This window comes from Blastopirellula marina (assembly GCF_002967715.1).
In the GTDB taxonomy this organism is placed as follows: domain Bacteria; phylum Planctomycetota; class Planctomycetia; order Pirellulales; family Pirellulaceae; genus Bremerella; species Bremerella marina_B.
In genome coordinates this window covers 17,619-42,756 of sequence record NZ_PUIA01000057.1, presented here as the reverse complement: position 1 = coordinate 42,756, position 25,138 = coordinate 17,619, and the positions used below count along the sequence as shown (strand labels likewise).

Annotated in this window: 23 protein-coding genes; 2 read left to right on the top strand and 21 right to left on the bottom strand. The window is 54.1% G+C overall.

Annotation, left to right across the window (positions count from 1 at the left end):
* Positions 1–3: 3 nt before the first annotated feature.
* From C5Y96_RS17330 to C5Y96_RS17310, 5 genes are all read right to left on the bottom strand, one after another.
* Positions 4–2,241, bottom strand: coding sequence for a DUF1549 domain-containing protein (locus C5Y96_RS17330; protein ID WP_105355897.1), 2,238 nt, complete (start codon positions 2,239–2,241; stop codon positions 4–6).
* A gap of 244 nt (positions 2,242–2,485) precedes the next feature.
* The gene (locus tag C5Y96_RS17325) at positions 2,486–3,436 is read right to left on the bottom strand and encodes an amidohydrolase family protein (RefSeq protein ID WP_105355895.1); all 951 of its coding nucleotides are present in this window, start codon (positions 3,434–3,436) and stop codon (positions 2,486–2,488) included.
* A complete protein-coding gene (locus C5Y96_RS17320) occupies positions 3,437–4,681 on the bottom strand; it encodes an MFS transporter (protein ID WP_105355893.1) in 1,245 nt (414 codons plus the stop codon). It abuts the gene before it with no gap.
* Entirely contained in the window at positions 4,678–5,958 is a 1,281-nt protein-coding gene (locus C5Y96_RS17315; protein WP_233199005.1) for a M20 family metallopeptidase, read from the bottom strand. Before C5Y96_RS17315 ends, C5Y96_RS17320 begins: the two co-directional genes overlap by 4 nt.
* 76 nt (positions 5,959–6,034) lie before the next feature.
* On the bottom strand, positions 6,035–7,195 hold the full coding sequence (locus tag C5Y96_RS17310; RefSeq protein WP_105355889.1) for an aminotransferase class V-fold PLP-dependent enzyme: 1,161 nt from the start codon (positions 7,193–7,195) through the stop codon (positions 6,035–6,037).
* Between the two features lie 278 nt (positions 7,196–7,473).
* Between C5Y96_RS17310 and C5Y96_RS17305 the strand changes: the two genes are divergently transcribed.
* The gene (locus C5Y96_RS17305; protein WP_158261289.1) at positions 7,474–8,394 is read left to right on the top strand and encodes a LysR family transcriptional regulator; all 921 of its coding nucleotides are present in this window, start codon (positions 7,474–7,476) and stop codon (positions 8,392–8,394) included.
* A 68-nt stretch (positions 8,395–8,462) separates the two neighbouring features.
* Here the strand turns inward: C5Y96_RS17305 and C5Y96_RS17300 are convergent, their stop codons facing one another.
* From C5Y96_RS17300 to C5Y96_RS17235, 16 genes are all read right to left on the bottom strand, one after another.
* On the bottom strand, positions 8,463–9,197 hold the full coding sequence (locus C5Y96_RS17300; RefSeq protein ID WP_158261288.1) for a tetratricopeptide repeat protein: 735 nt from the start codon (positions 9,195–9,197) through the stop codon (positions 8,463–8,465).
* Positions 9,198–9,207: 10 nt separating this feature from the next.
* The gene (locus tag C5Y96_RS27450; protein WP_158261287.1) at positions 9,208–9,774 is read right to left on the bottom strand and encodes a hypothetical protein; all 567 of its coding nucleotides are present in this window, start codon (positions 9,772–9,774) and stop codon (positions 9,208–9,210) included.
* 35 nt (positions 9,775–9,809) lie between these two features.
* Positions 9,810–11,669 carry a type II and III secretion system protein family protein gene (locus C5Y96_RS17295; RefSeq protein WP_158261286.1) on the bottom strand — a complete coding sequence of 620 codons (1,860 nt, stop codon included), beginning with the start codon at positions 11,667–11,669 and terminating at the stop codon, positions 9,810–9,812.
* A gap of 177 nt (positions 11,670–11,846) precedes the next feature.
* Positions 11,847–12,251 (bottom strand): DUF192 domain-containing protein, encoded by a 405-nt coding sequence (locus C5Y96_RS28170; RefSeq protein WP_105355881.1) that lies wholly within the window; start codon positions 12,249–12,251, stop codon positions 11,847–11,849.
* Entirely contained in the window at positions 12,251–13,171 is a 921-nt protein-coding gene (locus C5Y96_RS17285) for a type II secretion system F family protein (RefSeq protein WP_105355879.1), read from the bottom strand. The genes C5Y96_RS28170 and C5Y96_RS17285 overlap by 1 nt, the downstream gene beginning before the upstream one ends.
* Position 13,172: 1 nt before the next feature.
* Positions 13,173–14,033 carry a type II secretion system F family protein gene (locus C5Y96_RS17280; RefSeq protein WP_105355877.1) on the bottom strand — a complete coding sequence of 287 codons (861 nt, stop codon included), beginning with the start codon at positions 14,031–14,033 and terminating at the stop codon, positions 13,173–13,175.
* Entirely contained in the window at positions 14,033–15,430 is a 1,398-nt protein-coding gene (locus C5Y96_RS17275) for a CpaF family protein (protein ID WP_105355876.1), read from the bottom strand. The genes C5Y96_RS17280 and C5Y96_RS17275 overlap by 1 nt, the downstream gene beginning before the upstream one ends.
* Complete coding sequence (locus tag C5Y96_RS17270) at positions 15,427–16,683, bottom strand: CpaE family protein (protein ID WP_105355874.1); 1,257 nt, start codon at positions 16,681–16,683, stop codon at positions 15,427–15,429. The genes C5Y96_RS17275 and C5Y96_RS17270 overlap by 4 nt, the downstream gene beginning before the upstream one ends.
* A gap of 5 nt (positions 16,684–16,688) precedes the next feature.
* On the bottom strand, positions 16,689–17,690 hold the full coding sequence (locus tag C5Y96_RS17265; RefSeq protein ID WP_158261285.1) for a pilus assembly protein TadG-related protein: 1,002 nt from the start codon (positions 17,688–17,690) through the stop codon (positions 16,689–16,691).
* A gap of 44 nt (positions 17,691–17,734) precedes the next feature.
* Positions 17,735–19,594, bottom strand: a complete 1,860-nt coding sequence (locus C5Y96_RS17260; protein ID WP_146115709.1) for a hypothetical protein — start codon at positions 19,592–19,594, stop codon at positions 17,735–17,737.
* A 15-nt stretch (positions 19,595–19,609) separates the two neighbouring features.
* Positions 19,610–20,467, bottom strand: coding sequence for a TadE/TadG family type IV pilus assembly protein (locus tag C5Y96_RS17255; protein WP_105355868.1), 858 nt, complete (start codon positions 20,465–20,467; stop codon positions 19,610–19,612).
* A 51-nt stretch (positions 20,468–20,518) separates the two neighbouring features.
* Positions 20,519–20,959, bottom strand: coding sequence for a prepilin peptidase (locus C5Y96_RS17250; RefSeq protein WP_233199004.1), 441 nt, complete (start codon positions 20,957–20,959; stop codon positions 20,519–20,521).
* 101 nt (positions 20,960–21,060) lie between these two features.
* Entirely contained in the window at positions 21,061–21,411 is a 351-nt protein-coding gene (locus C5Y96_RS17245) for a Flp family type IVb pilin (RefSeq protein WP_105355866.1), read from the bottom strand.
* 403 nt (positions 21,412–21,814) lie between these two features.
* Positions 21,815–22,312 (bottom strand): DUF2946 family protein, encoded by a 498-nt coding sequence (locus C5Y96_RS27115; RefSeq protein ID WP_146115708.1) that lies wholly within the window; start codon positions 22,310–22,312, stop codon positions 21,815–21,817.
* Between the two features lie 128 nt (positions 22,313–22,440).
* On the bottom strand, positions 22,441–22,863 hold the full coding sequence (locus tag C5Y96_RS17240) for a carboxypeptidase regulatory-like domain-containing protein (protein WP_105355864.1): 423 nt from the start codon (positions 22,861–22,863) through the stop codon (positions 22,441–22,443).
* Positions 22,860–23,822 carry a DUF1559 domain-containing protein gene (locus C5Y96_RS17235; protein ID WP_158261284.1) on the bottom strand — a complete coding sequence of 321 codons (963 nt, stop codon included), beginning with the start codon at positions 23,820–23,822 and terminating at the stop codon, positions 22,860–22,862. Before C5Y96_RS17235 ends, C5Y96_RS17240 begins: the two co-directional genes overlap by 4 nt.
* Before the next feature lie 369 nt (positions 23,823–24,191).
* On the opposite strand from C5Y96_RS17235, the gene C5Y96_RS17230 reads away from it, so the two are divergent.
* Positions 24,192–24,680 carry a hypothetical protein gene (locus C5Y96_RS17230; protein ID WP_146115707.1) on the top strand — a complete coding sequence of 163 codons (489 nt, stop codon included), beginning with the start codon at positions 24,192–24,194 and terminating at the stop codon, positions 24,678–24,680.
* Positions 24,681–25,138: the final 458 nt, after the last annotated feature.

Here is a 25,138-nt window from a genome sequence, read left to right as displayed (position 1 = left end):
CCTCTAGTGGTTGAACAGGAATTCTTTGGAGTTCATCAAAGCCCAGATCAAATCTTGGTAGTTCTGTCGGGCAGCCTGATTCGCATCGATTGGTTTTCCATCGGCGTCCGTGGGGATCTGCTGCACGTATTCGATGGCAACTTGCAGCTCTTCCGCGGTTGGTTCCCTAGAAAACGCGACTCGGTAGATCTCGCCAATCTTCTCTTCCACCGCCGTCTCTTGCCCTGCCAGGTTAGTGGCACGACCTTTGGCAGCACCCAGTTTCGATTTGATTTCCGAGGAATTGATCAGATGCAGGCTCTGAGCCAAACTGGAAGACTGCACGCGTTCGCACTCGCATACGCTAGAGTTGTCAGGACGCCCGAAGACTCGCAGGAAGGGGGATGCCTTGTTGTAGCTGTTGTCGGGCAAGGCCACCGCCCGCGTGCCCAGCGGAAGATTGGGGAAGTCCGTTGGGGAAGCGGTAAGGTCGTTTACCGCGTCGAGAAGAACTTCCGCTTGAAGGCGACGTGGGTAATAACGCGAGTAGTTTTGCTCGTCGATCAAGTTGAATTCGTTAGGAGCCGAACTGAGTTGGTAAGCTTTCGATCGAGTGATTGCGCGGACCAGTTCTTTCAGGTCATAGCCGCTGTTGATGAAGTGCTCTTCCAAGGCGGTGAGTAGTTCAGGGTTCGATGGAGGATTGGTGTCCCGAATATCGTCTTCCGGCTCGATCAGTCCTCGCTTGAAGAAATGTTTCCAATACCGATTCACAACTGCCTTGGCAAAGAAGGGATTGTTCGGCTTAGAGATCCAATCGGCCAGCAGCAATCGTGGATCTTGTTCCGGAGTAATATCGCCGACCGAATCACCCAGGGCCGCAGGCCGCAGCTTTTCCCCGGTTTTCATGTTCGTGGCGGTGGCGATCCCTCGTTTATGGAAGATCATATCCTCGCCTCGCGTCTCGGTCGGTTTGCGACCTACCTGGCTAAAGAAAGCTGCGAGGCTGTAATAGTCGTCCTGGCTCCAGCGTTCAAAGGGGTGATGGTGACACTGGGCACACTGGAGGCGAACGCCTAGAAACAACTGAGCGACATCTTCGAGTTGTTCTTTCGGCTCCTTCACTCGCTTGTACCAGGCAACCGGTGGATTGGCGACGACAGTGCCTGTGGCGGCTAGAAGTTCACGAACGAGTTGATCGTACGGAACGTTATCCAGCAGGCTATCGCGAATCCAGGCATGAAAAGCGAAGTTCGATGTAATGTCGCTGGCATCGTCCCGGCGATTCTTCAACAGTGAAGTCCACTTATTAGCAAAGAAGTCCGCATAGCCAGGGCTACGCAGGAGTCGCTCGATGACTTGGTCTCGTTTGTCAGCGTCGGTGCTGCTTAAGAAGACCTCTGTTTCCTTGGCCGTCGGCAGCCGCCCGGTGATATCAAGAGTGACTCGTCGGAGGAAGGTGGCATCGTCGCTGACTGGTGAAGGGGGAATGCCTATCTCCTGCAAGTTGCCGAAGACGAGTTCGTCGATAAAGTTGTTGGGCGGGGGCAACTCGCCGATCGGTGCACCCAAGGGAATTGCTGCCGTGAAGACGGCTGACTTGTCCTGGTAACGCAGCATGATCGCCACGCGCCCCGGGATTTGCTGGATCTTAACAAGCCCGTCGGAAGATACCTCGGCCATTGCTTCCGAGTTCGACTCAAACAAGGCGAACTCGGTAACGTCGCGTTTGCTGCCATCCGAGAATGTGGCCAGCGCCTGAAGCTGTTGTTGGGCACCCATTTTCACGACGTTACGGTTGGGAATGACCTCCAGGGTTTCTAGCTTTAGGTCATTCGCGGTCTGGAACGCCGCGCCTTCACTGATCCAGCGGCGGATGATTTCGTACCCTTCGGAATCTTTCGATAATCTTACGCCACCGCCATGGGGTGTTTCTCCGGCAGCCTTGCGAAGGAGCAAGCTCTCTTCGGGAAGGGGAGGGAATAAGCGGCGGCCGCGTCCCTCGCGAACAATGGCTTCGTAATCTTCCGCGACCTCGAATCCTAGCAGCGACAACTGAAACCCATTCTGGCCTCCACCAGCTTTCGCGTGGCAGCCGCCGGTGTTGCAACTTGCTTTTGTCAGTACCGGGACAACGTCGTTGACGAAACTGACGGGTTGCTGAACGATGTCCGCCGATTGGGCGACGGAAACCAGCAATATCGTGATTGCCATGCCGACGAACTGGCGGCTTTTTGCCCAGAGATAGATAGGCAACACCATAATTAATCGCCCCGGAAAGGGTGGGAGGGGACTAAACGCCAGGGGGGCCAGCGTCAGGTGAGGTTGTAGGTAGGGGGAACTGTAAGGATACCATTGCAAGCAATATCAGTCCAGTTTTATCTAACTATCAGGCCACTTAATACACCAAAAATAACTCGTGACATCAGGGACGTAGGAGTTGATGCGTGCCCACGGCAATCTAGGGAGGATAAATAGAATCCGCCTAGGCGGAAGTCAGCCTGAATCATGATGCCGACCAGTAAACTTTCTGAGCGGTCTTCTGCAGTATCCACGACTTGTCTTCCTCGGTCAGGAAATCGAGACGATCTCGAATGAGTTCGATCGATGCGGCATAGGTGTGCGCGTCTTGTACCTGGTAAGGGCAGTCGCTTGCCCACATAAGCCTCTCGGGCCCGAATTTCTCGTACAGTTGTCGGATCATCGGGGCCAGATCGAGGTAGGGCGGCTTCTTTTCGCCCAGTGCGTAGAAGGCGGATGTCTTGATGAAGACTTCGGGAAGGTCGGCCAGCTTGCTCAGATTGTTGAGATCTTGCGAGCGGAATTTGCCATCGACACCGATCCGACCGAAGTGATCGATTACGACGCGCGTTCGCGGAAACTTGCGACATAGCGATTCAATCGCCGGCAAGGCATCGGGGTTGGCGAGCAGACAGATGGCCTGTCCTGTATCGCCGGCCGTCTTCCACATCACCGCCATTTCCGGAGAGTTGATCCACGACTTGGCCGACTCGGCATTGGCATATAAGCGAAAGCCGGTGACCCCTTGCTTTTGCAGAGCTTTCATCGTGGCCGCGGCTGATGCTTGCTGGTGGTCGATAATGCCGACACCTCGAAACGTGTCTGGGTACTTTGCAATGGCATCGAGCATGTACCGATTGTCGAACTTGTAGAAGCTCATTTGAATCAGAACGATGCGATCAACTCCGACAGGCCGGCACTGGGCAAAGAGTTCGTCCGGCGTAAAGCTGGTGGGACGCATGTCCGACTTCTGGAACCCTTCGGCCAATGGATACGCTTGCGTATCAGGCGTCCAAATATGAACGTGGGCATCGATCCAGCCATTCTTGGGAGGTTCGTTGGCCCAAATGGGTTTCGAACTGGCAACGGCCGCTACGGCCGCTGCCTGGATGACTTGACGCCTGGAAAGTTGCTTCGATACGGAAGAGTTATCCATCTAAGTAGCCCCTTGAAGTTCGTGGCTTTGATGTTGCCACTCGAGAGGAACGATTTGTCTTACCATGACGAGATAGCAGAACACGGCTGCTATCAGCACGACCGAGGCCGCCGCGAACGCGGAGTAATAACTGCCGGTCTCCTGGACCAGCCAGCCTGTCAGTGCTGGGGAAATGGCACTGCCGATATTGCCGATGGCATTTTGCAGTCCGGTCCATTGTCCGGCAGCATAAGGACCTGCCATGGTTTGGGTGATTGCCCAGACATTCGAGGTGTAGAAGCCAAGCGAAGCACAGGCCAGGCACAGCAGACCAATGCAAACGCGGTGATCGTTGGCCAGTACTGCGCCAAACATTGGCAACGCGCAAAGGGCCAGGCCACCCAGCATGAACGACTTTCGAACACGCGTGGTCGATGCTCCGCCGCGAATCAAACGGTCAGAGAGCCAACCACCTAAAATAGAAGTGATGGCCATGGCCAGGAACGGCAGCGAACCGAAGATCGCCATCGACTCCTTCGAGAAGTTGCGAGATTCTTCCAGATAGGCAGGCAACCAGGAAAGCAGGAACGCCCAGGTATAGCCCAAGCAGAAGAATCCCAGGCAAGTTCCCCAAAACTCCTGGCGTCGTAGTAGCGCAGAAACCGGAACGGTCGTCCGAGTGGCTGCGTGCTGTTTGGTATCTTTCTTTTGCGAAGGAACCAGCCATAACCAGGCAGGCAGCCACAACAAGCCACCCAAGCCGACAACGAGAAACAGCATTCGCCATCCACTGCTGGCTACCAGCAAACCTCCTAGCAGCAATGCCAAGGTCGGCCCCAATTTCGAGGCAGCGTCCAACAGGGCATTGGCAAGACCTCGGCGATGTTCTTCGAAGTTCAAAACGATCAGCTTGGAAGAAGCTGGAAAGGCAACACTCTCTCCCAAGCCCAACAGCAGCCGCAAAAGCAGAAATACGGCAAAGCTACTCGATACGGCCATCGAAACGGTAGCCAGCGACCATACTAGGAATCCACCGGCGTAAATCCATTTCACGTCGGTTCGGTCGACGAGCCAGCCAGCGAATATCTGCGATAACGCATAGCTCCAGAAAAATGCCGAGAACAGGAGTCCCAATTGCGTATTGGAAAGTTCGAATTCCGTAGCGACATCGGTCTTCACGACCGACAGACTCCCGCGGTCAATGTAGTTGATGCCGATGGCGAAAACCAAAAGAATAAGCAGTGTTACGGAACTCGCAGATTTCATCGAGAGGCTGTCTCCTGCGGGCAAATGCTGCTGGTGTGCGAGGTAACTCGCGGGAGCGGGTTGCAAAACATACGATAGTAGACTTCCGTCGCCTGATAGAGTTGGGTAATTTCGAGCCACTCATCGACGGTGTGGGCCTGGGCGATTGAGCCTGGTCCGAACACGACTGACGGAATGTGTCCTCTCACAGAAAAACAACTGGCGTTGGTACCATACCAGGCTCCTTGTTTCTCGCGCGGGCCGGCAACCGTCGCGACTTCCGCCAGTAAATGATTGGCTAGTTCCTGATTGTCATCGTCAGACAAAGAGTCGGCGTCGATCCAAGGGGGCAGCATTTCAAAGTCTGCTGTTGTCTGCTCTCGGAGGAAGCATTCGATATAGGCCAACACGTCCGCGGAGCACTCGCCGGGAATGGTCCTGCGATCGATTTCAATTTCACATTCGTCAGGAACGATGTTAACGCTCGTTCCGCCAGAAATCTTACCCACGCTTAACGTGGGTGGCCCACATAGCGGATGGGGTGTGACCTGCTGAGCGAGGTCGTTGGCATAACGTTGGAGTGCCGATACCACCGACGTCATCGCGTATATCGCGTTACGTCCTTCGTCCGGGCGTGAACTGTGGCAGGCGCGGCCTATGGTTCGCAATTTCCAACGCACAACTCCTCGGTGGGCAACCATGACATTCAGCTCGGTCGGTTCCGCGACGATGCAATAGTCGGGAGGAGTGGATACCAGTTCGCTACGCTTGGGCTCGGTCGTCCATTGCCTGGCCAGGTGGCGAGCTCCCGTTGCGGTATATTCTTCGTCGCAAGTGCAGGCCATTATCACGCTGGCACTGCCAGAAGGTTTTTGCCGGACCAGCGTCGCGAAGGCAGAAAGCATCGCGGCCATGCCTCCTTTCACATCACAAGCACCACGGCCATAGATCCGACCATCGCGGATCGTCGGGTGAAAGGGATCGATCGTCATTCCGCTAACAGGAACGGTATCTTGATGTGAGTCCAGTAGAATCGTCGGGGCGCTACTGTCCGATTCGTACTTGGCGATCACGTTGTAGCGTCCTGGCGCTACTTCATGACATTCGACTGGCACACCAAGTCCCTGGAAAAAACGCTGCAACCACTGGGTCATCTTCCCTTCGTAGTAGTCAGGGCCGCTACAGTCGATGCCCATAGGGTTGACGCTGGGGATTGCGATCAACGTTCGCAAGATCTCGAGCGGATCAACCGCGGCGACCATGGCTGTGTCACGTGAGTATTTTTGTTCAGACTCCACAGGCAGGCTCCTCTGCAGTCGTTCGCTGAGTTGTCTTCGGAACTAAGGGGGAATACGGCCGTGTCGGTTCGTTGCCCTAGGCAGGGCCATGTATGGGAATGGGATCTCGATCTCGGACGCATGCCAATGCTTCCAGAAACTGTTCGATCTGCTGCTCGTTGTTGTACCAATGCACGGCAACCCGAATACGGCCGTCGTCTCCTTGCACATAGCACCCGTGCAGGGCGAGTTCTTGTTTCCATCTGGTCGCCGCAGGACAACGGAAGGAAACGATGCCTGCTTGCCGCGATGGCTCTTCAGGCAGCAGGACGTCAAAGCCCATCTCAAGCAAGCGTTCTCGCACGTGTTGAATCAGAGAGGCCTGTTGCGATGCTTGTTCTTGAACTCGCTGGGGGGTATGGAACGCCAATGCCTCAGCAACTGAGTAAACACTCGCAAAGTTTGGCATACCGGCTTGGAATCGCTGGGCATCGCGGCGAGGGTGGAACGTATCGAATCGGTCTTCCGTGAAGCACGATTCTGCGGAAAGCCATCCTGCTGGCCCGATTATTTGTGAATTCAGCACGCGCGAGCTCACCGACATGATGGCTGTTCCGTGGATTGAATTGAGCCATTTAAACGCGCTGGCGATTGTGAAATCTGCCACGTCGCCGCGGACGGGGACTCGCCCGGCGGCTTGAGTCGCATCGACGCATAAGATCGTGTTCGTATCACGGACTCGCTGCCAGATTGGTTCCGGGTCAAGCTGCTCGCCGGTGGCATAGCTGACCTGGCTGATGGTTACCAACTTCGTGCGTGGGTTGATGTTTTCTAACAGTTCATCGATCGAGATCCCTGTCGGACCGGGGCTCACAATTCGCAGTCGAACGCCCATTCGCTGCAACATCACCCATGGAAAAATGTTCGACGGAAATTCGATCGAAGTCAGCAGGATTTCGTCGCCTGGTTGCCAATCGATCGATTGAGCGATTGTGTTCAACGCTTCAGTTGTGCTGCTCACCAAAGCAATTTGTGTGGGATCGACGGAAAACAGTTGGGCAGCACTTTCTTTAGCGCGTTGATACTGATTCCAGAAGAACACACGCCCAGGTTCGCCCAGGCACTTCTCGGTGCTGTATTGACGAACCGCGTCCAGGCACGAAGCAAGCGGTAAGCCTTCTGCTGCCGTATTCAGGTAAGGCTTGTCGTGATAGGCCGAATCGGCAGAAAGAACATCGTAAGGACTGCTTACTGGCATGAACACTTTCTCGGCTGGTGGAGCATGAGAGGATCATGCCGTAGAGTACGGCTGAACGACATCGTCATGCATATAGCAGGTTCACAAGTGTTGGTGGTACTCAAACTCTCTAGCATTCAGGCATTCGGTTTTCTCTTGAGAAATCATTCGCAGGTGATTTCCTGTCTCGATCTTAGGCGGTTTTCAGCTAAAATACGACAGTTCACCAGGTGCAATAATGTGAAATAGGGCATTGCATTCAGTGCAATGATTGGCTATTTATGGCGAGGAAGGCATCGTTGAAGCATGTCTACAAGGACATGTCCTATCAACAACTGCGAAGTTACTGCGAAACGGTTCGTCTTGGGAGCATGGCCTCCGCAGCCGAGTCGCTTCAGGTCTCTCATCCTACGGTCTGGAAGCAGGTCCGTGCGCTTGAAGACTTGTTAGGGCAAAAGCTAATTGAGTCGGACGGCAGGCGAAGCGAGATCACGCCGCAGGGAAGGATTCTCGCGGAACTGGCAACGCCCATTATTTCAGAGTTCGAGTCACTTCAGCAGCGTTTTGAAAAGGCCTGCGACGCGGCCCCGCGAATACTGAAGATCGCCTCACCCCCACGCAGCTATACCGATGATCTGCTCGGTGTGATTGCCGCCTTCCGTCAGAAGTTTCCTGAGGTCCAACTCATCATGCGCGAGGTGTTCGAGTCTCTGGGCAACGAGATGCTCGAAACCCGCGAGGTTGATTTCGTCATTGGCGACAGTAAATGTTGTCGTCGTCCCGAAGAGTTGATCGTCGAGCAGATGTACCAAATTGAGCCCATGGTGATTATGCCGCTGGGGCACCCGCTCGCTTCTAAACGAAAGATAATGCCTCAGGATCTGGCCAAGTACCCAGTCCTCAATCATCGAGAGTCGTATCCGGACGAAGAAGGGAAAGCGATCCTTACCAAAGCAGGCGTCTTCATGAATCCCGCACGCGGGTTTGATCTGGTGTTGGCCGCCTCGATTCGGAGCTGCGTGAAACAAGGCCATGGGATTGGTTTGGTAGGACGCGTCATCCCCTATTCCCCGGGAGACCCCGAGTTAGTCGAAAGATCCTTAGCCCACTGTCTACCGCCGACAATCTGTTATGGATATCGCGAGCATCGAATCTCTGAAGACCCAATCTTGCAGGCCTTTATTGATATTACCAAGCAGCATCTAGCGTCCGATGGCTAAAACCATCGTTTCACATGAGACGGAATATGGCGCGGTTGACTGTTATCTGAAAACCAACATGGGCAAAGCTATCTCAACTGAGTGGTCCCATTCGATCGTTGACGATTCGCGATCTCGGGTAGATTATCGAGGCTGGCCAGGAACTCTCGCGAAACGTCGAGTTTCGGATCCGCCTTAATCGCCTCTTGGAAGGCCATGCGGGCCTCGTGATCTCGGCCTGCCTGTGAAAAGAGGACACCCATGTTGTGGTGGGCATTTGCTGTCCCCAACGCGTTTTCATAGGTTGCGTAGGCTTCCTCCAGGCGGTTTTGCTTGAAGAGTGTCCGAGCTAGATTGGATTGTGCTAGTTGGTGTTGGGGAGCGATTTCTAGTGCTTTGCGGAACTGTTGTTCGGCTCGGGTATTGTCTCCTCGTTCCAAGAAAAAGAAGCCGAAGTCGTTATGAAGATTAGCATCGTTTGGGGTCTTGTCTAAGGCTATGGCAAACTCGTTTTCTGCCTTGTCGGATACGCCAAGCTCATCATAGAGCACGGCAAGTTGTCGGGAGTAGTCATGAGCGTTGGGTGCCTCTGCGCGTGCTCGTTCCAGTAGTAAGGCTGCTTCGCGGTAATGGCCTTCTTGGTGTAGAGTCTGGGCTGTTACGAGACAGGCCTTCACCTTTGGGCTAACCGGTGTTTTTGTAGCCGAAGCAACCAGTGGCGTTTCATGTGAATCGGTAAGCTTAGTGGGATTCCATGTCTTGCAGCCGGCCATGGGTAGCGTCACGGTGACTAAAAAAAACAAAGTTTGCCAGCGCCAGATCATGCTTTGTTCCTTAGTAGCCAAACTGGATAGAATTGCCGGCACCTGGGTTGCCTGAGAACCCTTGAGCACCGCCGGTTCTGATTTGGGATCCACCCAGGTAAGTGCTTGAGACGCTGGGAGCTTCAAAGCCATACATCGGCTCTGCTTTGGCGTACCCCAGCACGACCCATTGCTGCGGTTCTGGGAAGTCGGTTTTGGCAAGGACATCTTGAATGTAGGTCAGGCGAAGTTGATCGAGTTCCTGATTTTCTGAAACTTCAATCACGATCGGCGAGCCCAGTCGCAAAGCTAAATCAGGTAGGTCGCCCAAGTGCCGTTTTCCGAAGGGGCCAAGCTCTGCCGAAGCTCCAACCCATTCAGCGCGGTAAATCGTCAGCTTGTCGAGGTCTGCCGCGTTGGTATGGACCTGCTGCCAACCACACGCATAAGTTCCCAAGGGCTGAGGAATCGCTCCGGGCGGAATATCAGCACAGCGATCCCAGCAGAAAGGGCTGCCGCATTTGGCGCAGCAACCGGTTTGCCACAAGCAAATTGCCAGCACCAGCAGGGACCAGGCTTTGTTTTGATGTTGGGTCATGGCGGAATTTCTCGGGCTTCCGTTTCAGCGTGGCGTTATTTATACAGGATTGGTTGGTCGCAGCAGTTGAATGCACGCCCTGTAGGGCCGATTAGGAACTGGCATTCGTCGCAGTGATTGCCAACATGTTGGCGATGATGGTCGGTACGGACAGGGCTGCGGTAGCCTTTGGTGTGTCGACCTTCGAGTCGGTTCAGCAGGAAAAACTCAATGTCATTGGGTTCGTGCATGTCATCGCCAGGAAGTGCTGGCCCGGTGCAGGCATCGATGGGGTGCACCAGCTGGGGAGTAATCAGTACCACGAGTTCTTGCTCGTCTGCTGAGGTTTGGTTCAGGCCGCCTGTGTTTCCAATGATAGGGAGATCGCCCCAGAAAGGAATTCGCTGAGCGTTACTACCGAAGTTATGTTGAATCAAACCGGCGACTGCGAGTGTTTGTCCTTCACGCAACTCGACTGTCGTGCTGAAGTCATTCGATTGAAGCCCTGAAACACTGGTACCGCCTGCGGAACTGCTACCGCCGACATTCGTTCCGAGGTTTTCATCGCGGCTGCTGACCGTAGCATTGACTACAAGCCGAATTCGGTCGCGATCAACAATATTGGGTGTAAAGTTGAGCTGCACTCCGAAGGGGATAAACTGCACGCCTTGGGCCGACCCGCCGTTAGTGATGATTGCCGAAGGAACGGGGAATTGGCCGCCGGCGCTAAAGCTTGCCGTCTGCCCGTTGAGCGTGGTAAGCGTGGGTTCGGCCAACGATTTGGCGAGGTCCAGTTGGCGAAGTGCTCGAATGGCAATGTCCACCTGGCCGCCATCCAGTGAAGCCATGATATTTCCGGCATTAGCCGATGATGTAAGCCCGCCAGATAGAATACCGGCTGTCGTTTGTTGGAAAACGGTCCCGGCGTTGTTGGCCACTGAGAAATCCATCCCAATACTTCTTGCGGCGCTACGGTTCACTTCTGCAACGGTTACTTTCAACATGACCTGCTGGTCGCCGGGAATCTGCAGCAGGTTGACGATATTGGCGTCGCGAAGCTCTTGAGATAGCGACTCGATCTGCTGTTGAATGACATTGTCTGTCACCGTAGCAACCGTTTGATTTCGTAGGACGATTTCCCCGTCTTGAAGCTGTGGACGTGATGACGTACCTGGGGCGTTGGCAGCCACGACCTGCAAGATCTGGACGGCCTCGATCGAATCCTTGGCTTGTCCTCGAACCATCAATTGATTGCCAACAAACTGTAGTTCGACGTAGCTATTGGGGAAGGCCTGATTGATTTCATTGCTTAGATTGACGTAGGTTGCGGACAACTGCTGAGCTGTTTCAACATCCGGCAGAACACGAATCAAATAGCTAAGAATCCGCTGGCCATTCGGCTGCGTTGGATCAGCCACCCAAATATTGAGGACGGTCGTGCCTCGGCGAACACCCACCAATGAAATCTCTCGGTCGGAGATCACCTGATAGGTTGCTATTCGATCATCCGGCAGGTAGATCCGGATGGGGGTTTCTTTGAAGACCAGGATCCGGGGACGCCCCTCAATGATGGTGAGGGTATTCTCCGGATCGATCGTTCCCTGGACGAACTCGTTATATGTCTTCTGCACGGCTTCCGATGGTTGAGGGACCCGCAGTCCAGGTGGCAGATTCTCGAGGCGTTCCAGGCGATCGACTTGCGGTGTAACCGACGGTTGATTCAGCAGAATCGGAGGCTGGGCGACTTCGATCGGGCGATCAGGGGCCTGAGCTAGTCGAAACGCAGGCGTCTCACTTGCTGGCCGAAAGTCATGAACCAGAGGCTGCCGGGCAGTCTGAGCAATAGCAGTGGTAACCGTGCCAGATAGGACGATCAACCAAGCTAGAGTCGTTGGAAATAAGAAAGCACGCAACATCGAGCCATACCTGGTTCGAGGAAATACCATGCACACCAAGCGCAAGAACGCCGGCATGGTCTGAATAAATACAAGTCCCTTTGCGTGCTACCAAATAGTAACACTCTTTCATATCGACTTGATCGCCATATTCGATTCAGGCCAATTTCTCGTTTCAATCGGGATTCTGGCAGAGGCTTACGATTTAATGACGCTAGCGAGATGTCGGTGCCCTGAGAGTTTCTTAATCTCATCTCCCGCAAGAAAAATTGTTTGCCCAACTTCTAACAAAGGGTTTTCGCGAGCAGGGGTTTCAATCGCGAAGCTAGCGTTGCGATTAGCGGCAACGCTAATCCATGGTTTTGCGTTGAGCTTACGTGACAGCACCGTTCCAGTTGCCGAACAGAAGTAGATATCGATGGCAAACCGCATGAATTGCGTATGCACGGATCGGCAAGGAGCCAGTAGAAGTCCTTCGTCCCCAGCAAGTGGTGGCGAGAGTTGTAGGCCCCGAAAACGACTCCAGAAGTGGATAGCCAAGCGAAGGCGAGGGATCAGGACGACATCCGTCTGCGCGTCGATTAGTTGGATAACCCCGCGCATTAGAAATTCCGCACTTGAGTAAACGTATCCGCCATTTGAATTAACTGAATGAAGACAGGCCCCAGTGTCCAAACGAAAAGCCCAGGCAAGAAGCAGATCACCAGCGGAAACATTCGCTTGGTAGCCAGGCCCATGGCAAACATATTGGCCCGCTCACGGCGACGGGAACGTAGATCGTCAGCTTGTCGTCGGAGTACATCGGAAATCCCCATCCCAACCTGGTCCGCTTGCACTAAGGCCGAAGTGAGAATGGAAAGCCCCGGCACGTCCGCTCTCCAAGCCAGACGCCGCAGGCATTCCGAGCGTGCTCGGCCAGACATCACGTCTGCCTGGTAGCTTCGCAATTCCTTGCCCAGAGGGCGGACTGCCAAGCGGGTTTCCATCACTCGGGAAAGTGCCGCATCAAATCCGAGGCCTGCCTGGCTGAGTGTTGCGAGCAGTTCCATCGCCAGTGGTAAGTCCTGCTCAATCTTCAGGACTCGATCGCGTCGCCGCTGTCTAACGATTAGCCAAGGCGTCATTCCAAGAGTTATCGCCACGAACCAAGGAGCCAGATAAGCCAGCGGCAGAAAGACTTCGCCGGTTCCACCGGGGACGAGAGTGATCGTGCGAATCATCAATGTTTGCACACCGCTGATCACGAATAGTGTAGCGACGACGGCACCAATCGCCACGAACATGATTGTCGCGACCAGCCACCATGTCAAAGCTCCCTCGTTGCGATAACCGGCTCGGTAGAGCCATCGTTTGAGCCAGTGCATGTCACGAAGATCGGTTTCGCTCGTGGCTGCGGGCTCTTCGTGTGCTTCCCAGCGAGATTGGGTCAACTGCCACACCCGCAGCAAACGCCACAGAAAGACGATTCCAATGAATGAAATCATCCAGAAAGTAACGGCAATAAAGATCCATAACGCGTTCATTTCAAAACTTCGGTCGGCTCATCCAGTGCATCCAGACGATACCAACGGCTTGCAAAAGCATCGATCCTGCAACGAAGAACTCGCCCGTCGGTGAAGTAACGAAGGCCTCCATCTGATCTGGGCTGTTCCTCCACATCACCAAAGCAATAAAGTAAGTCAATCCCAGGATAGCAATGGTTGATATATCAGACTGAGTCGCATTGGAGCGAATACGTCGGGCGATTTCCAGGCGGTCGCGAATCGTCTGCCCAACGGCCGAAAGGGTAGGTGTTAGATTTCCCCCCACTTCCCAGTGAACCGACAAAGCGGATGCAAAAAGCAGGTAGGTGTCGAGTGGAACACGAGCAGCCAGTTGGGCGAAGACGAGTCTGGCATCATCCCCAAAGTTGATCCTGCCCAGCAACTCTTGGAACAGACCACGCAGTGGGTCGCGGAGTTCTTCAATTACAACGGACATGGAAGTGCTGAGACCTGCACCCGCACCGAGCGTGCCGATCATAAGGTCGATTGCTTCGGCTAGTTGCTCTTCTAGTTGGGCAGCCTGTCGCTGGGCATTCCAGACTTCTACGATCACGAACAGTAATGCCACAATCAGGCCCATCGTCAGAGAAATCACGGCACTAAAACCAACCAGCCAGAACGCGATGACCGAAGCGATTGCCCCACAAATCCATGGCAACCATAGGTAACGTCGAATGACTTGGCGCGGCTGCCTGGTTTTGGCGGGTTGCTCAGTGGTCGGTTCGGCGAATTCGATGGTCTGAAAACGATCGAGTGCCAAGGCCCGTAGTTGCACCTGGTGCATGCGATAGGCGACGATGCCGAGAACCCCGATCGTCCCAAGAAGAATGACCGTACCCACTATGCTCCTCCCGCCTGAAAGAGCGACATGGGCAGGTCAGTCCCCAGGGCACGTAGTTGATCAACCACGCGTGGGACGATTCCGGTGCAGTAATGCTGCCCCTGGATGCGTTTGCCTTCGCGTCCTTGGTGACGAAAGCGGTAAATCTCCTGGAGTTGAGGTGTATTCCCTTCCAGACCGGCGATCTCAGCGATCGCTTCCACCCTGCGGACGCCATCTTCATAACGACGTACATGCACAATGACTTGAATGGCAGAAACTATCTGTTCGCGAATAGCACGGGACGGAAGATCGAGCCCGGCCATCAAGACCATCGTCTCCAAGCGACTCAAAGCGTCCCGAGGGCTATTGGCATGGATCGTCGTGAGGCTACCATCGTGACCTGTATTCATGGCTTGCAGCATATCGAGTGCCTCGCCACTGCGAACTTCCCCCATAATGATCCGGTCGGGCCTCATGCGTAGCGAATTTACCATCAGATCGCGCGCCGTGATGACGCCTCGTCCTTCCACGTTGGGCGGACGGGTTTCCATGCGGACCACATGGGTTTGATCAAGCATCAATTCGGCCGCATCTTCGATCGTAACGATCCGTTCGCGGTCAGGGATCGCTTCGGCTACTGCTCCGAGGAACGTTGACTTCCCCGAACCGGTACCGCCCGAGACCAGGATGTTTCGTCGCCCGATCACCATGTATTGTAGAAACTGATGCATCGTTTCTGAAAACATTCCCAGTTGCATCAAGTCGTCCGCACGCAAGCGGCGTTTCCCAAAACGTCGAATAGAAAGCGTAGGCCCGTCGATCGTTGCAGGCGGGAGTGTGGCGTTCACACGACTGCCGTCGCCCAGGCGGGCATCAACCATGGGCGAGCCTTCGTCGATACGTCGTCCTACCCTGGAAGCTATTCGCTGAATGATTCGGATGAGATGGTCATCATCGCGGAACTGAGTTTTGGTTAGTTCCAACTGACCGAAACGTTCTACATAAACCTGGTGCGGACCGTTGACTAGGATGTCCGTAACGGCAGGATCGGCCATCAGGCTTGCCAAGGGGCCAACGCCAAGCGTCTCCTCCAGCAGGTCATCCACCAGGCGAGTTCTCTCCTGATCGTTCAAAGGAACGACCGTTTCTTCGAGTGCCTGGTCGACGAAGTCACGAACAAAGCGATTCAGGTCCTCTTCACTCGCTCCGATCAAGTTCCTTCGATCGAGATCATCAAGAAGCGTACGATGCAGATCGGCCTTAACATTCAGGTAGTTGACGCTACCAGAATCATTGGTCAGCGGCACGGGCGACTGGAGAGTCTGACTTCGTTTCTTCTCCTCGCGTTTTATGCGCTGAAGAGGCACGGCAGCCGTGTTGTGACCAAATAGGTCGCGTAGTGAGTCCTCGCTCATCGACTCTCCTCCACCGCTGCATTAGCAAAGTTGAGGCCGTTCCTTGGGGCGGTATTTTCTTTACCGTTAACGGGGTGCGAAACTCCATTGGCACGTAAATCACCGCGTGTGTTCGTCACATCACTAATGAATCGCTTCAGCTCGCGACCAAAACCGAAATAGCCACGCATAGTCGTTGCGATCGGGATGCCGGTGTTGGCGGCACCAATCACGTTTCGATCGTAAGGGAAGATCCAGTCGATCGGCCTTCCCAGTCGTGCAGCGATGTCGTGTGGCCTTAAGCTGCCGGAAACACGTTGTTGGCGGTTCAAAATGATTTCCGTTTGATCCGCGGGATAGGAAAACTTGTCAAGAAGCTCGATTAGTTTGGCCGTTCCCAATAGGGTCGGAATGACATTTTCGGTAACAACAAATGCCTTCGAGGTCAGGTCGAGGATTGCCAGAGAGATAGCGTCGAAGACTGGAAATGTGTCAACCACCACGTAGTCGTAAGAACGTCTCGCGAGTGAGAGAACTCGGGTCATGACCTCCTCGTCGACCTTCGCCGCTTCGACCGCATCGCGCGGGGCCGCCAATAAGTGCAAGCCTGACGAATGGGCTATGGCCATTTCCTGCATCAGTGTTGTATCGAGTCGACTCTGTTCTTTGGCGACTTCCGTCAATGTAGTGGCCGGGCGAAGATCGAGCATCGAGGCCGCAACGCCAAGTTGCAACGACGCATCCACCAGCAGAACGCGACCGGGGAATTGCTGAGCCAATCCAACTGCCGTATTGATAGCTAAAGTCGACTTGCCAACGCCCCCCTTGTTGCTCACGAACGCGACAACCGCGCCGAGCTTTGCCGGCGTCTTTTGGGCGTTCTGCTCGACACGGCGGACAAGTTCGTTTAGTTCTCCTAGCGAAAACGGATAGTGCAAAAAGTCTTTCACTCCGCTACGCAGCACATCGATAACAATTTGGCTTTCGGAAGCGTTGCCCGAGAAAGCTCCGTCGCGAATAACTCCCACCACCGTCGTGCTCGGAGAAATGGCCGCCATTTCGCGGGCGAACGTTTGAATCGGCAAGCTGCTTTCGCGCATCTCAACCAACGCGATCTCCGGCTGGCGAGTTCGCGCCACCTCCACGGCCTGACGATTGTCCTGAGCCGAGACCACCACAAACGAACGATCCTCAAACGAGGAGAGCAGGTCCTGCAGTTCGTCCCGCAGCTTAGGATCGCGGGTTACGGTGAGTACTTGGGGTTTGGTAGACACAGGCGTTAGTCTTCTTGAAATTCGTCAGCGGGGGTTGGCGACAAGCATATCGTCTGAACGAAACTATCCCCGATAATGTCAAAGAGCTGATGGTATTCAGCGAGGCTTGGGGGGGACGACGCATTAATCGCAGGAAATATGGTGCTGGTCGCATTTGCCGGTGCTATATGGCCAAGTTCCCTAGTTCCATCTGCGATAAAGCCGAAGCCGGCAATCCGATTCGGTTCTGTTGTCAACGGATCGTAGATTGCAATGTAGCCTGTTGGCAAAGTTGCTTGGATTGTCAGGCCAATCGGCGCGACGTCACCAACAGTGTATCGGGTTAGCTCCTCGCCGGGCTGGATTTCATGGACGATGGAATTCTCCCATTCGTTAATCGTTGCGACATATTGAACGCCATCAATCGTCTCGCCCGTCGGTTTAACAACTGTAGGCCCCATCGAAAGAGCCCGCGTCGTCGATGCTAGTGACGCCGACTTGAGGCTCATTCCTCGATAGATCGCTTCGCTTGGTCTGTTCGTCGTTCGTACAGTTGCTCGACCGAACAAATAGGGCAGCGGAGGCGAGTCATTTCTTACTCCGTCAACCGGCGTAAGAGTTGAATGCCGAAGACGTGCATAGAATGCTGATGAACCTGGAACGTACTCTAAATCTCCCTTGGCGATGTTGTCGGTGTTGGGTTCCAAGTTTGGTACCCAGCGCTTTCCACGAGGATCATCCAAGAATCCACCAGATGGTGGCGTATCGTCAACGATACTCAAGACAGCTTGTTGGGTGGCGTACGTATCAAAATCCTGATCGATGTCAGGATGAAACGTCTGAGCTGCCAGCCATCGTGCTTCGGTACGATCGGCCGTGCCTGTCAGTTCATTCTGCAGGCCAGCCAGGGCGGCGGTATCGGTAGCGGACTGCATCTGTCGATACTTGACCCGGGCCAAACCCAAATCAATCACGAGGGCAGCCACTCCCAGCAGCACCCAAAACAGCATCGCAAACAGCACCAACACATAACCGCGTCGCGATTGTCGTCGTGTTGTCGTACCGAGTCGCTTCATTGCACGGCCTTATCAGTAGCGGGGGTTACTTCCTCTCGTGGCAACAGGTCGCGCAGATTCAACGGCTTTGCCGGCGTGCTATTTCGTTCGCCCAGAAAGACGATCGGCTCACGGTCACCTCCAATCATCGAATCGAGCACATGTACTGCTTCGGTTGGATCTGCCGAATCCTGAATTGGAGTGGCATCGGCGTCGTCGACTGCACGAAGAATTGCGGTCAATTGTGTCCCCGTCGCCAGGACTTCGCTCAGTTTGTTGATCTCTTTCGGAGAAACCGCGATCATCATCGGCGTTTGGATTTCCTGCTTTTTGCTTCCGGTGACCGTCCCATGCATTCGCATCGCCGACGAGCCAGGAGGGGCGATCACCGTTGCACCACGCAGAACCACTTGCGTATGGGCACCGGCATCAAGCCGTAAGGCACCCTCACGAATGGCAGACGAAACTGCCAGGTCTTTGGCACCAATCCGCTGGGCCATCTTCTGAAAGTCGACTGGACGGGTTGCGATCAGATCGAAATGGTCTCCCAGGCCAAGACCAGCGATCCCGTTCATCTTGGATGCGTCGATAGTGTAAGCAACTTGACCAGCAGGTACGGCAGCGGCAAGCCCGGCAGGTGTGCCCATGGGGAAGAAATCATTTTCGGTGAAGAAGGTCCCCGGCGACTTGGCTCGGCGAACGACTCGCCCGACGATCTGATCGGCCCTCGCCAGGATTTTCAGGTCTTTGACTTGTTCTTCGGCGAGCAGGATGGTTCGTGGCTCTCTCGCTCCGCCAGGAACGAGTTGCGATAGATTCAATTCCGTGTAGGGAATCGTGTCGCGGGGAGTTACCACAACCCTCACCATCCCTTCGGGTGCCGTATTGTCTTGTTCCGCTACGGGGCGTCCCGAGTGGGCGACGACCGTGAGCGGGACGTTCATCCCCAAGACTTCGGTAACTGAAGGGACGTCAAGTTCGTGAACGGCCAGCACGACCTCTTCGACCGGGGCTGTACGCGATGAAGTACCATTGAGCAGAGAAGACGAAGAGGTTGTCTTGGCGCGGCGATAAACGGGAGTGATCAACTGCGCGTCGCTGGCGATCAAATGCGTTTCCGAACGTTCTTGGTCGCGTGACCTTGCTGGCTGAGCGTCAACGATCAAGGAAGCTGAAAGCAGGCCATTCGCGGAAAGAGCCCCGCCGCTGCTTACCTTTTCAACTGGGACGCTCGCGAGCAGATCGAACTTGTCGCCGATGTTGAGACCATGAATGCCAACCAACTTACTAGCTTCCAGCGTATACGCTTTCATGCCGGTAGGAACACCACCAACAGTGCCGGACCGGGTGCCTTCGGGAAGAAAGTTCCCTTCCGTAAAGCCAAAGTTTGGTGACTTTTCGCGATCGAGTACCCGCCCGATAATATTCCCCAAACGCAAATAGGCCCCTCCCACTTCATCGACATTGGGTAACGGAACCTCTTCGCCGGATGCTAGAAGAAAGACGGGATAGGTTGCTCCCTGGATCTCTTTCGTGGCAACCGCTTGCACGACCCCTTCGGCTACTTCACCACTCAGGGTGGTTCCTTTTAGTTTGCTGCCCACGGCCGATCGCGGTGGCATCTTCATGTAGCGAATCTGCCCCGTCTCGAAATCGACCAGATCATTCCGCCCCACACGATGGTAGGCAGCCAGCGGACGGGGGTTCGCCGGGATCTGCAAGGTCGGAGGTTCGGGCCCCTTCATAAAGGGAATTTCGATTCCCAGTGCCATCAGGGTTCCCAGCGTGCCTGCGAACAGCATCACAGGCAATACCAGCACCAACAGCAGTGGTAACAACATCGAAGGACGTCGGGATGAGGTATTTCGTTTGGCCATAGTCAAATTCGCGAATTAATGCGTGAATACTTCTCTGCGATAGATCGCCTGGCCTGATACGATCCGTCGATATGGCCTGACCTGGGTTCCCCATGCATATTGGCGACCGAGTCCTCGGTTGCCACCATAAAGTTCCTTCTCGGGGTTCAAATACTCGGGGCGATATTCCCCAAATTCCGATGTGATTTCGCTCGCGTTATCGCCAGGAGAAACCTTGACATAGTTGGCGTTTGGATCGCCGAACTTAGCCTCCTCTGGCAGCGGATGCATCGCAGTAAAGAACGGAGAATGGACTGGGTAGTTAATACGAAGGGCAACGACACCGCCTGAATCACTGCCCGGTGGATAGAGGCTATTCTCAGCGGAATCGGTTAGTTCCTCGACCACATCAACCCAGCCCTCGTCGACAGGGTTTCCCGGCGTAGGTAAGGCCGCTTCGTAGCTTGTCGCAATACGATAGTGAGGATCGTCGGTTGTTCCATGATTTACGATACCTGGGTACTGAAAGAAGCCATCGACCTTGGTCATCACTACCGAGAGCATACGGTTAACGATGGGCCAAGTCTTGATCTCCTCTCTCAAGTCTTCGGGGCTGTCAGGGTCTTCGAGATCAAGAAGATTGAAGCGAAGCTTGGATTCGTCATAGATGCTGCTTTTGACAGCCTGATCCTGCATCGCCTCTCTCAGGTTCTCACCATTGACGCTCAAGGGTGTTCGCGAAACCTCCCTGGCCAGAAGATCGGCCGACATCTGCACTTGCTGTGCGACGTAGAGAGCATGGCCGAACGTGAAAATGGCCCCTAGTAGCAGGTACAACACTAGTGCGACCAGGGCGAATTCGACCAGGGATTGACCTTTCCTTTGCGTATTCATGTCAATTTCCGAGGTTATATCTTGATGTGTTTTTCGTTAGCAGTCCTATTGCTATACGAGGTCAATCTTGTAAAGCCATTCACATAATCCACAGGCCATCAGGCCTGCTAAAATTGCCGGGACGTAGGCATAGTCTTTCTGCCCTCGTAGCGTGGCAATAAGTGCCAGCACGCCCCCAGTCAGGGCCATTGCCAGCAAGGTGATCAGCAGCCCAACCGGGCCGATTACCCACCCCAAAGCGGTAATCAGTTTGACGTCTCCTCCACCCAGGCCGCCAAGCCAGAAGAAGGGTAGCGTCACAGCGAGTCCTAAGCCAAAGCCCATTGCCAGGGCCATCCAAGGGAGTTCGGTCCAACCGGCAAGCTTCGCCAACAGGCCCCACACCAGCAGGGCAATCGAGAGCCAATCGGGGATCTCCCGCGTCCGCAGATCGCAAATGGTCGCGATCGCCAGCACGCTGAGGGGAACCAGGATTGTCCAATCGATGGTCACGAAATGCCTGACGAGGTTTCGGTTGGAAAATGAGAACCCCCGCGGGCCGCACAAGGCAAACCCGCGGAGGTCCTACGCAAAGGTACGCTTGGTATGCGTAGTTACGGAGTGTAATCTTGCTCGACCACAAGGCCGCCAAAACTAGCAGGGGTTTCGAGTCCAACGTTCACGCCGAGGCGAGCGGTATTGCTGTTTGTAGCGATTGTGGAAGCATCCAAATCAATTGCTGTATTGGCACCTGCAGCAGTTTCAATCAATTTGCCACTTGTAATCGGCGCGTTGTCTTCAGCGTGTGCACCTGGCAGAACGGTTGCCACAGCAGCGATCAGGTCGCTGGTCTTGTGACCGAAGACGGAAACAGCAGCGGCACAGATCAGGGCCACGCCGGCGATGATCAGACCGTATTCGACCAGACCTTGACCCTTACGGTTGCGAAATAGCTTCATAATCATGGGGAGAAAACCTTGTAACAAAAAACTAAACGTGAAACACAATCCCGCCGTAAATGCAGGATACAATTACCTTTGCGTCCGCACGTTTGTTGTGGCGCCGATTGGTCGTGGGCTACCAATCTTGATTTGTATGTGTCTGCGAGCATTTCGATTGCGAAGTACCAAATGGCTGGTCGCAAAGCTGCCCTGCTACGCAAACTGGATAGGTTAGAACGCGTCAGCGGTTCGTTCTTCGGAGCAGCGGAGAACTACTTCGAGACGGTTTGCGCTGATACATAGTCGCGGCGAGAAAACTTCCAAAGAGCACAAGCACGTCTTCATTCATGCTGCCGGAACAACGATGGCCAGGTTTAGATCAGCTGGACTACGAGTCCCATGCGTGCTTACGCAATGGATTCGCCACTTAGAGAGAGATAGGTGGGGCGCGTCCCTGATAAGCCAGAACAATGTTCGACTCAGGACGTTGTGCTAGTGAATTGAATTGAGCAACTGAGAGGGAATGCCACTGGTGCATGGCCACACTGGAAGGTGTGACTTGCTTCAGGCTGGCCAGCAGTTTACATAGGCCACACTCGTGCTGGTCACGCATGTCGCCGGAGGAAGTATCTTCGGAAGAACTTCGGCCATCTTCATCGGTGGCAATGCTCGTCTTAGTTGAACTATGAGAATGCCCGCAGCATGATTTCTTTCCAGCATGCGAGTGGTGAGCGTGTCCGTGATCATCGTGAAAGTGCCCGAGATGTCCATGGGCATGATCTGATCCGGCATGACATGCCAAGCCGTGGCAGTGCCCGGCGTGCCCCATTCCAGGCAGCATATGCAAAGCGTCCCCCAGCCCTGTTATGAGAAGCAGGGCAGCGGAAAGCATCAGTGCGGTGCTGCGGTGAAGTAGGGGGTTCATGTGCTGATGGTTGAGCGAAAGTGAAAGTGGACTTTAGGCATTCTCGTTAGGATGCAAAATAAAGTCAACGGGAACAACAGAGATTACTCATTGATTTAACATATTAAATATGGAAATGGCCATTCCTACTAATGTCGTGCCTTCGATACGGTTAGTACGCAGTGGTTGTCTTGTTGTTCGTGTACGTTCATCGAAAGTCCTGATTGGGCGTAGTCTGCGAATCTCGTGGAAACCACCTCTCCATGGTCGTGGTTGATCTGCGATGCTTTCTCACTGCCCAGAAATTGGACGACAATCACGTCGTGCGGGCCGGCAACGGCACCGTCTGCTTCGTGAAAGGTTGTCAGCTCGAAGCTGCCATCACGTTGTATCTTTCCTCTCGCATTAACGCGATGCTCTCGCGAGATCGTTTCAACGTACCCACTGCGTACTGGCGTTCCGTCCTCGAATTGGACCTGCCCTTGTACGGGATACGTCGGAAGCCCAGGTGTCTCGCAGCCTGAAAAAATTATTAACGCTGCCAATAAAGCAGCGATGGTCATGGTCCTCATGGATTAGCTCGATTCGTGAACTGCCCAAGTGTTACTGTATCGAGCTGATTGGAAAGGGCTTTGGTCGAGCCATCGGCAAAGGTGAAATGGCAGACTCCAGGATGCCAACTTCCAAAGCCCCGAATGGGGATAGTGGTGTCTCTCGGGTCACGCGCTATTGGGATGCCTGGGCCGCCGATGCGGGCAAACGCGACGAGATCCTCTCCGTTGTACATGGCACCATTCTCGGGGGCCTGCGACAGTCGCCCTATCGGTACGTGCATTTCGCCTGTTAAGGCTGTGTTACTTAGACCATCCACAATATCTTTGGGCCGGATCTTATCGATCCAGCCTTGCGGAACACCGAGTTTGCAAAGCCCGCGGCTAGAGATAAGGACGCCTGTGCCGTTGCCCCCTTGCCAGTAGTCCTGTGGGCTTCCGGTCGATCCTCCGGTGAAATCGCCATGGTTGCCGGCGTAATCACTAACAGCTCCGCCGCGAACCTGAATTAGACCGCCACTGCAGCCACACGGAAGTGTGAGCACCTCCTCTGTATCTGGCACCCTGGCGTTGGATGCATCGCGCCGCGACGGGCACAAAAAGGTAGTAACCACGTTGTAAGTTGCTTCTGGCAGTTGTTCGGAATAGGGCTTCAACAAATCCCATTGCCGGGAAGCGGTATCTTGTTCGAGGAAAGGAAGGACTCGGGCGAACCAGGATGGCTGATTCCCACCACAAGCCAAATCTACAGGATCACCTTGCCTGGGGAAAATGCGGGCAGGTGGGTAAAGGCCGTGTGTGTCCTCGAATAGGATGGTGGCCAAGCCAATTTGACGTAGATTGTTTTGGCACTGTACTTTGCGAGCGGCTTCTCGGGACTGCATCACTGCTGGTAGAAGCAGGCCGATCAATACGCCGATGATCGCAATGACAACCAGCAATTCGACAAGCGTAAATCCGAACCGCTTGAGACAGGCCAATGGTGATCGCCCGCACTCAGGCTCATGGAGATTGTCGGATCGTAGATCGAGAAACGAGACGTTTCTTGGTTTTGAACTTGAGATACGCAAAGTGTTGTTCCAAAGACGAGTCCTTGGCCTATAGGTGTAGCGTCACCCGGCCGAATACGACAAGTCGAAACAGCTACACGCTCCTGAGAGAAGCGTATGACAATAAAAAAATGACCTTTGCGTGACTTCAGTCTAGCTATCGGTACAATCCGTTGCAAGCAAAGGTAATCCGTATGTTGTCGGTGTAACGAGTGTCTATTTCCGTGAAGCGCAACGTAATCTCTTGCATCGCAACAGTCTGTACAGTCTTTCATTGCTTTCTGTAAAGGGCTTCCTGTCATGATGTTACGTATTACTCTGGCGATACTGTTTATCGGTTGCCTACTGTCTCCCGCGACGGTGTTGGCCGACGAGAAAGGGCATGCCGATGACGAGCATGCCGCCATGGAAAAAGAGCACGCCCAGGCTGATGCCGACCACAAAAAGTGGCTCGCAGAAATCAACAAAATGCAGATTGAGCATCGCAAGGCCCTTGCTGCTTTATCCAAACTGCAGGCCGAAATCTTCGAGCATGAAGCGATGCTTGCAGAACAAGCCGAAGAGATCCGACTTCATGCCGAGCACATTGCCGAACACGAAGAAGAAATTGCCGAACATGACGACGCGGATCATAAGAAGTTGGCTAAACGTCATGAAGAGATCCAAACCACTCATGATAAGTTCGCCAAGCAATTTGAAGAAATCAAGCACGACCACGATGACTTGATCAAGTCACTTCTTGGCCTCGTGGATAAGCACCTGAAGAAATTTCACGCCGCACACGACTAGGCGTTTGCACGATCAATTGAAGGGAACGCCGGATTGGCGTTCCCTTTTTCAATTCGTTTGGGCTGGCGTTTTTCAGGAGGAATGTCAAAACGCCTCTGGCAAGGCTTGGAGTCTAGATTCTTGGCGAAGCCACGCCGCATTTGTCAGCAAGATAGTTGACTTCTCCCCTGTGTTTATAGGCTCGCGAGCCTATCTATCGAGAGCATTCTCGGCTCTCTTGCAGTGAAAAATAGCCGGTGGGGCTGCCGTTCAGCGGAATTCTCTTGGGAAGGGTGTATTGCTTTAGGGATCTACTTGCAACAGAGTTGCAAAAATGTAGAATTTGCTCTGTCTTGTTAAATGCAAGTTAGTTGCATGTGTGTTTAGCCGGTAAAACAGGGAAGTTGCGTAACTCTTTATCGGGAGAATGTGATGGTCCGTTCGTCGGTAGTCTGGTTGATCACCATGGTCGTGACTTG